This window comes from Zarconia navalis LEGE 11467, from assembly GCF_015207075.1.
GTDB classification, from domain to species: Bacteria; Cyanobacteriota; Cyanobacteriia; order Cyanobacteriales; family Geitlerinemataceae; genus Zarconia; species Zarconia navalis.
On the sequence record NZ_JADEXN010000215.1, the window covers coordinates 1 to 8,140 of the forward strand.

Genomic DNA, 8,140 nt, shown 5'->3' on the forward strand with positions numbered 1-8,140 from the left:
GCAACATCACCGGTTCGTCGAAGAAGCAGTCCCAACCCAACTGGGGGAACCACAACGCCGCACTACTGGCGAGATATGCCGTCAGCACGCCCAGTCCCACCAGAGTATTCATATTGGGGGCGTTGTGGCGCAGTCCCAACCAACCATCGATGAGGATGGGGCGACCCGGCAGCAGGAGGGCGAGGGTAGCCAGGCCGTAGTGAACCCAAATATTGCTGAAACCGGGAATAGCGGGAAATCCCAGCATTTCCAGATGGCCGAGGGTGGAGAGAAAAATGAGGACGGCGGCGATGAGGAGTTGCCAGCGCAGTTTCTCCAGGAGATTATCTGTGGTTTCGGAATCGGCGGTGGTGAGTTCTGCGTCGGGATTGTAGGGCTGGCTGGGAAATCCGGCGGCGGTGAGTTTTGCCGCACAGTCGGCGGGTTCGATGAGGTGGGGTTGGTACTCGACGGCGGCGGTTTCGAGGGTGAGGTTGGCTGCCGCTTTGACCACACCGGGTAGCTGGTTGAGCTGGCGTTCGACGGCTTTGACGCATCCGCCGCATCGCATCCCCCGCACGTTGAGGGTGGTTGTTTCCATTGGAGTGGCGGTGGGAGTTGATTCTCGGGGTGGGGAGGTTTGCAGCATACGGTCTCGAACACAAGGGTACTCAATTTTATCGATCTTAAACTGAATGTTCGATCGCCCTGAGTTTCGCAAGAGTATTTTTAGACGGAGGCCCGGTTCGAGGGGCGATCGCGTGCAAAATTATCGAGCGCGGTTATCATTTCAGGAGTAGTTTACTCTGCCGAGGTCAGCGGCTTATGGACAGAATCGAACGTCGCAATATTGGACTCGATATCGAGACTCCATTACTCCTCACCCAACATCGTCAAAAGAAGACAACAGACAAATCGACAAACAAATGGAGAAAACAGATGCCTAAAGGAGCCATTCCATGGCGGATCGATCGCCCTTTCACAGAATTTTCCATTAAGTTGATAATGTACCGAGTTTCTGTCGCGATCGTCTCGATTTCTTTGAGTTTGACGGGTTTCCTCCTGCCGTTGGAAGCGTCCGCACAATCAGTTTTTTCTCAACGTTCTTTGCCTCAAGTCACCTTTGGCAGCCGTACCCTCAGATTCGGCTTGGCGGGAACGGATGTGGTGGAACTCCAACAGCGTTTGCAACAGTTGGGCTATAACGTCCCGTCCTCGGGAATTTTTGACGACAGCACGGAAGCGGCAGTCATTGCGTTTCAGTTCGATCGAGGATTGACCGCCGATGGTGAGGTGGGAATCGAAACTCAAGATGCTTTGACTTCGAGCATCCCCAGTACAAGCTTCAATTCGGGTAACCTCCTGGTCTTACAGCGAGGGGACAGAGGCGATCGGGTTCTGCAACTCCAGCAATTACTGCAAAATTTGGGTTATCCTCCCGGCTCTCTCGACGGTGTGTTTGGTCTGGAAACAGAAGCCGCCGTCGTCGATTTTCAACTCTTGAACCGGCTTTCTCCCACGGGAGTGGTAGATGCGCAGACCGAAAGTACCCTCTTGGGACTTGCCCCCCCCATCCAGCGTCCCTTTCAACCCTTACCCACCGGAGCAGTCGGACGGGAACAGAACGTTTATGCGGTCGTGGTTCCCGTTAGACAAAGCTTGTACGCTGGGGCACTGTTGCAGGGAATTCGCCAGCTAAGACCCGATGCGGTTCTGGTAGAAAATGCCGATCGAGGAGCTTATATCAATGCGGGTAGCTTTAACAATTGCGATCGGGCAGAAGACTTTGCCGAACTCTTACAAGATGAAGGATACGAAGCAAGTGTAGCGTACTTCGCAAACCGAGAGTTTTTTGCAGTAGACGGACAAACTCCCTTGTATAGTCCATACGGACTCTCCTCATTCGATCGTTTCGATCGCCCCCTCGTGGTTCCAGCTTCCCCCACTTCGTTACCTCGTTTCTACTAGCCGTTTGGGTCTATCTTGACGAGCCGCATCTTTTGGGAAAAAGCGTTTGTTTTGAGTGCAAAGTATCACCGCGTGCGGTTTCTACACGTTTTCTATAGTGGAGATATCGCACGCTGGCATGCCGGACAAACTGCATGAATGGTTAACTGACAATCCAAAAGATGATAACCCTCTTTTTGAGAGGTTTTTGAGCCAATTTTCAAAACAGAATCGCTTTTAAATTCAATGGTTTTATTGCATTTGACACAGATTAAGTGATGGTGGTGATAGGGATAGGGCTGGTTAATTTCATAGTGTTTGTGGTCTTCTCCAAGTTCGAGTTCTCGAAGAATTCCCATCCGGGCCATCAATTTAAGAGTGCGATAAATTGTTGACAAACTAATCTTTTCGCCCATTTGTTGCAAATGATTGTACAGATCTTCTGCACTCAAATGCTCTCCTTTCGGAAGGTTTTGAAAAATCTGCAAAATCGTTTCCCGCTGGGGAGTCATACGCCAGCCCCGGTCGTTCAACTCGGATTTTAGTGAGGATGCCGTGTACATAGACATAACAAGTTTCTATATATTTTCCCTTTTATATAAGATACAGAAGATCGAGCATGTTTGTCAATAAGTTGTATTTATTGAGAATACTTTTTAATAACTCCCGAACTCTGCAAGGATCCCCAATTCGAGCCGGGAAACGGATATAAAAGCTAGCAGTTCTTGCGAGTCAGACAATGTATTCGTGTTACATTTTGTTACATTACCGTATCGATTTCCCTTGACTTAGCAAGACTGTAGAATGTTCGACCGGAACCCATTTTTTGCACATCGCGTTCGCACCTCAGATGGGGTGCAAATCAAAAGCCTCATACAAACCCAAGTCGGATTTTTCTTGACAAAGATTTGTCATCCCTTTCAACGTCAATCGATTGTTGCCATCGGAATTGCCTTTGGCTTGAGTCTTTCACTGTTGGGACACAGTTACCTGCTACCTGCCTGGGGTCAAGAATCGGCCCCGCAGTTACCGGGACTGAACCTCGAGAAGATCGAGCGCTTCTTAGTTCCGAGCAAACCTGCCAACATCGATACCGCAGTCGTTCGCCTTGACGGACGCAAACTGTTTTACATCACAGCGGTTTCGATCGCCCCAGACGCAGAATCGCCCAATGTATTTTTGCCCATTCGAGAACGAGTGGGAGAAATTGAAGCAACGCTCCAGGCTTTTGTCAACAGCGATTTCGATCCCGAAACCTTAGAAGTCACCTTCAAAATTATCAACAATCTCCCCGTCATCTACGCCAACGATCGCCCCCTCTTGACGGTAACGGTAGAAGATGGGCGCATCTACGGTGTGGAAGCTCAAGAACGAGCGGAGTATCTGACGCGCAAAATTAAAACCGCGCTCCTTCGAGGCAAACGAGAACGCCAGCCCAAATTTATCCAACAACAAATCCAAATTGCCGGGTGTATCCTACTCGCCGCATTTGGAGCCAGTCTCATTCTAACGGGAAGTCATCGGTACTTTAAGCGTCACAGATCCAAGCAGCAAATTCCCCCCCCTGCCGTTGCGCTAACGGATACCGCCGACATTTCAGAAGCGGAAATCGCCATGGCTCAATATGAAGATCGACGGCGACAGCAGCGCATTATGAATGCGGTGGTTCGGCGCTTGGTGCAAGTCAGTCAAATTGCCATTTGGGGCGGTAGTATTTTTGCCATCCTCGGACTGTTCGCCCAAACGCGCGGATTGCAAACCCCCATTCTGACCGCGATTCGAGTTCCCCTACTACTCCTATCGGTCGGCTTGGCAACCTATATTGTCATTCGACTGAGTTCTGTGGCGATCGGTCGCTTTTTTTGGGCGCTGGAGGGCAGTCAATTTCTTACCCCCGAAGCTTCTAGACGGTTAGTTTTGCGAATTACAACGTTTTCCCAGGTCTTTAAAGGTGTTGCTGCGGCCATCTGTACGGGAATTGGTGCGATCGCGGGTTTGTCCGTCATCGGGATTCCCGTCGCGCCCTTACTTGCTGGCGCGGGGATTATCGGGATTGCCTTTTCTCTGGCCTCTCAAAGTGTCATTAAAGATACGATTAACGGCTTCTTGATTTTGCTCGAAGACCAATTTGCCGTCGGGGATGTGGTGATTTTGGGAGAAGCGAAGGGGTTTGTGGAAAATATGAATCTGCGGATTACTCAACTGCGAAATGAAGAGGGAGAGTTGATTACAATTCCCAATAGTGCCATCTCGATCGTGCGCAATCTCTCAAAGGAATGGTCGCGGGTAGATTTGAGCATCCCCATCGCTCTCAATGCCGATCTCGATAAAGCGTTGAAGGCGATCGAAGAGGTGGCTTTGAACATGTGTGCAGATCGGACGTGGCAGGGTGTGATTCTCGAACCTCCCCTCCTGTTGGGAGTAGACAAACTCGATCGCGCTGGGGCCACCATCCGGCTGTGGATTAAAACTCAACCCCTGAAACAATGGGAGATCGCCCGAGAATATCGCCGTCGCCTTAAACTGGAACTCGATCGTTTGGGGATCGAACTGGCAATGCCCCAACAAGCCCTCTGGATTCAAGGCCGCGAACCATTCCCGGCAAACGGCGATCGCCATGCAGCTCGTATCGATTGAAGAGTAGGGCGATTTGAATTTCCCACGATCGCGAACATTGAACGAGGTGATATCGTCTGATTAGGTGACCGTTTAGATCGAGCTGCTCGTCTACATCCCCCGGTCCAAACACAGGGGTTTTGACTCGCTCTACTTGCGGATAAGCTGTTGGGCAACAATTATCATGTATCAATCTTCTCTATTTCGATTTCAACTGATTTTGCCTATTGCCCTGGTCTGGGTAAGTTTCCTCGATCGACAGCCGGGGATGGCGCGCGCTGTCTGGCACGAAGCCCCACACCCGCAGCATTCGATCGCGCTTATGGAACCCGAGTCGCCAGATACGGGAACCCCCCAAGGCGATCGCACCGTGGGAGGAACCCGTCCCGAGGCAACTTGCAAGGAGACGGAGAAGCCACTCACGGCTTTGTTTGCCAACAATGGTAGCGATTTAACCCTCTCGGAATATCCGACGTTTTGGTTCTACGTTCCCTACGCACCCGCAGACATCAGTACGATCGAATTTTTGTTGCTCGATGGCTCCGAACGACGCACGATTTATCGCACCACCCTGCGTCTGAACGATCGACCCGGTATTATTCAAGTGAGTTTACCGGCGCTTCGGGAATATGCTCTCGAAGAAGGCAAAACCTACCGTTGGCGGTTTAATCTCGATTGCGTACCCGATCGCACTGCCGATCCCGATCTCGTCCTCAATGGGTGGATACGTCGGGTGGTCTTGGATTCTCTCGAAACTGAAATCTCGGTAGCCGGTACCCTAGAGCAATACCAAACCTACCGAGATAATGGAATTTGGTACGATGCGATCGCCCATTTAGCCCAACAGCATTTCGCCAATCCCGAGGATAGTCAGTTGAGTCAGGCATGGGAAGTACTTTTGAGCGAACTGGGTTTAGATTTGGCGATCTCCGAACCTTTTGTTGATTCAGAAGTACTGTCTGGAGAGTGAAGCGATAAGGGCGATCGGGGCTTTGTCAGATCGAGGTGTGGCGATGGCGATCGACAAACGAAATTTGTGAAATGCTCGTTAGTTGACAGACCACGACTTCTAGTAAGGGTTTGAGCCTTGAAAGGGGTCTAAAATTGTCAAAGTACCATTAACTCTGATGACACGCCCTGGTGTACCAAGCATGAATGAAAAGTGTCTGTAAGAACAATACAGGAGGCTCAAAACCGCTGGATGAAATGATTGAGGCGACCTCATCAGGCGGTAGCACGGCAGCTTCTTTCCCATGAGATGCTAGAAATTTTTCAACGTCCTCATCTGGATATTCAGCATACTTAAGCATTCGCGCCCAAACCTCACAAAGGCTCTGATAGTCTGAGGTCGCCATATCGGAAGCCAAGTCGGCACTGACTAAATAGCCTTGAGGGTGAAGGTGCGAAGCAATTTGACTGAAGAATTGTTGTCTTGATTCGGGCTGTAAAAAGAAGTGAGAGACTAGAAAGCACGTTGCCGCGTCAAATGGGTTTGAGGCAGGCAATGAATCGAGATCGCCATTGTGCCATATGCAGCGTGAGGCCACTCCGAGCGTTTCAGCTTTCTGACGACAGACATCGAGCATTGCACTTGCCGGTTCAACGGCTGTAAATTGCCACTGCGGAAATTCTTGAGCGAGATAAATGAGTTCTAAGCCGGTGCCGACCCCAACACAGAGAATGCGTGCGTTAACCGGCAGTTCAGAAAGTACTAAGCGCGTCAATAAATGCAGGGTGTCGCGTAACGGGGCGACTTTAGCGGCTCTAGTGTCATAGGAAGCGGCGCGCTCTTTATCGAAGACAACTGAAGTTTCTCGATCTGGCATAAGTCGGCGAACAATAACGTACTGTAGACAGTCAACAATTATCGAGATTTTAATATTTTTACAGTCTACATATTAGTACAAGAGTCAAGGTAACGACTCAGGTAGCAATGCTCGAACAACCCGATGACCGACAAACACTTGTCTAAGGGCCCGAAGCACATCAAGTCCCTGCTTCGATCGGAGTCGAAAGATTCATCTATTCGTCTAAATTCGAGTACTATCACTGACAAGGGAAAATGCAAAAAACGCCGATCTGGAAGTTGAGATCGACGTTTTAAGTATCGCGCAACCGTTCGATATATTTCGCGAATAGGTTGCTGCTATTAATGAGCCTGTTTCCATTTACAGAGAGGAAGGCAGGTTGCTGAAGAACAAACCCCAGATGGTTCCGGCAACGACGATCGCAATGAGGGTGTTGTTGAAGAAGTAACCGAAGTCGCGGCTGAAGCCGAGGGCTTTATCTTCTTTACCACCGGTGAAGAACAACGACCAGGCATTGTTAGTATCGATTTTCTCAAAGTTGTTGAACTCGGGACGGAAGATAACCGGACCAAACAAGTCTTTCTTTTGGAAGTCAAAATCAGTATTCATAGATGTGTCTCCTTTGATTTGAGGTTTTTTGTAACCTTGTATGTACTTATATTAAGCAATGTAAACTTAGTTTGACAAGTCCCCGATCTGATGGAACCGAACCTCTTTCGGGTATTTGGGGCGATCGAATTCGTTCGATTGGAGAGTCTCTATTCCATTCAGGGTAAGAACTTTAGGCATTATAGAGCCAACAGAAAGTGAGGTGAGGATATCCGTCAAAACTTAAATTCGATCTAAAAGAAAACCGAGAACGATCGGGAGACAGATAAGATCGATGTCAACCATCCATTACCCAGAAGTGCGATCGTGGACGTAAAAGCAGCAGTAGCCTTTGAAGTCGGTAAACCCCTAAGTATCGAAACCATCCAACTCGACGGCCCCCAAGAGGGGGAAGTGATGGTGGAAATTAAAGCCACGGGTGTTTGCCATACCGATGCTTATACCCTCTCCGGTGCCGACCCCGAAGGCTTATTTCCTGCGATTTTGGGTCATGAAGGGGCGGGAGTCGTCGTGGAAGTCGGTTCTGGGGTCAAAACCCTCAAACCGGGCGATTGCGTCATTCCCCTCTACGTCCCCGAATGCCGCACTTGCAAATATTGCCTCAGTCGCAAAACCAACCTCTGCCAAGCCGTTCGCGCCACCCAAGGTAAAGGCTTGATGCCCGACGGAACCAGTCGCTTTTCCTATAAAGGGCAGAAGCTATACCACTATATGGGCACCTCTACATTCGCCCAATACACCGTCGTTCCGGAGATTTCCCTGGCGAAGATTCGCGACGATGCCCCGTTTGAGAAAGTTTGTTACATCGGCTGCGGTGTCACCACTGGAGTTGGGGCGGTGGTATTCGAGACGAAGGTGGAAGCTGGGGCGAATGTCGTCGTCTTCGGATTGGGGGGTATCGGTTTGAACGTGGTGCAGGCGGCGAAAATGGTGGGGGCGAGCAAAATTATCGGCGTGGATACCAATCCCGAGAAGAAAGCCGTTGCTGAAAAATTTGGCATCACCCACTTCGTCAATCCCCGCGAAATCGAAGGGGATGTGGTGTCCCATTTGGTGGAACTCACCGATGGGGGGGCGGATTACAGTTTTGAGTGTATCGGTAACGTCAACGTCATGCGCCAAGCCCTGGAATGCTGCCACAAAGGTTGGGGGGTTTGTACGATTATTGGTGTTGCCGGGGC

The 8,140-nt window shown here is 50.1% G+C and carries 8 protein-coding genes; 4 read left to right on the top strand and 4 right to left on the bottom strand.

Annotated features, from left to right (window positions below; genetic code table 11):
- Positions 1-628, bottom strand: a 628-nt coding sequence (locus IQ235_RS12450) for a cation transporter (RefSeq protein WP_264321781.1), incomplete at its 3' end; no start/stop codon positions are given.
- Between the two features lie 176 nt (positions 629-804).
- Between IQ235_RS12450 and IQ235_RS12455 the strand changes: the two genes are divergently transcribed.
- On the top strand, positions 805-1,947 hold the full coding sequence (locus IQ235_RS12455) for a peptidoglycan-binding domain-containing protein (RefSeq protein WP_264321782.1): 1,143 nt from the start codon (positions 805-807) through the stop codon (positions 1,945-1,947).
- A gap of 92 nt (positions 1,948-2,039) precedes the next feature.
- On the opposite strand, the gene IQ235_RS12460 is transcribed toward IQ235_RS12455, so the two are convergent.
- Complete coding sequence (locus IQ235_RS12460; protein ID WP_264321783.1) at positions 2,040-2,495, bottom strand: Fur family transcriptional regulator; 456 nt, start codon at positions 2,493-2,495, stop codon at positions 2,040-2,042.
- Positions 2,496-2,823: 328 nt separating this feature from the next.
- On the opposite strand from IQ235_RS12460, the gene IQ235_RS12465 reads away from it, so the two are divergent.
- Together IQ235_RS12465 and IQ235_RS12470 are read left to right on the top strand one after the other, a co-directional pair.
- Entirely contained in the window at positions 2,824-4,563 is a 1,740-nt protein-coding gene (locus IQ235_RS12465; protein WP_264321784.1) for a mechanosensitive ion channel family protein, read from the top strand.
- Positions 4,564-4,726: 163 nt separating this feature from the next.
- Positions 4,727-5,512, top strand: coding sequence for a DUF928 domain-containing protein (locus IQ235_RS12470; RefSeq protein WP_264321785.1), 786 nt, complete (start codon positions 4,727-4,729; stop codon positions 5,510-5,512).
- A 148-nt stretch (positions 5,513-5,660) separates the two neighbouring features.
- On the opposite strand, the gene IQ235_RS12475 is transcribed toward IQ235_RS12470, so the two are convergent.
- On the bottom strand, positions 5,661-6,368 hold the full coding sequence (locus IQ235_RS12475; protein ID WP_264321786.1) for a class I SAM-dependent methyltransferase: 708 nt from the start codon (positions 6,366-6,368) through the stop codon (positions 5,661-5,663).
- A gap of 342 nt (positions 6,369-6,710) precedes the next feature.
- Positions 6,711-6,959, bottom strand: a complete 249-nt coding sequence (locus tag IQ235_RS12480; RefSeq protein WP_264321787.1) for a hypothetical protein — start codon at positions 6,957-6,959, stop codon at positions 6,711-6,713.
- A 306-nt stretch (positions 6,960-7,265) separates the two neighbouring features.
- Here IQ235_RS12480 and IQ235_RS12485 point away from each other — a divergent pair.
- Positions 7,266-8,140 (top strand): zinc-binding dehydrogenase (locus IQ235_RS12485; protein WP_264321788.1); only part of this gene is annotated, 875 nt, incomplete at its 3' end.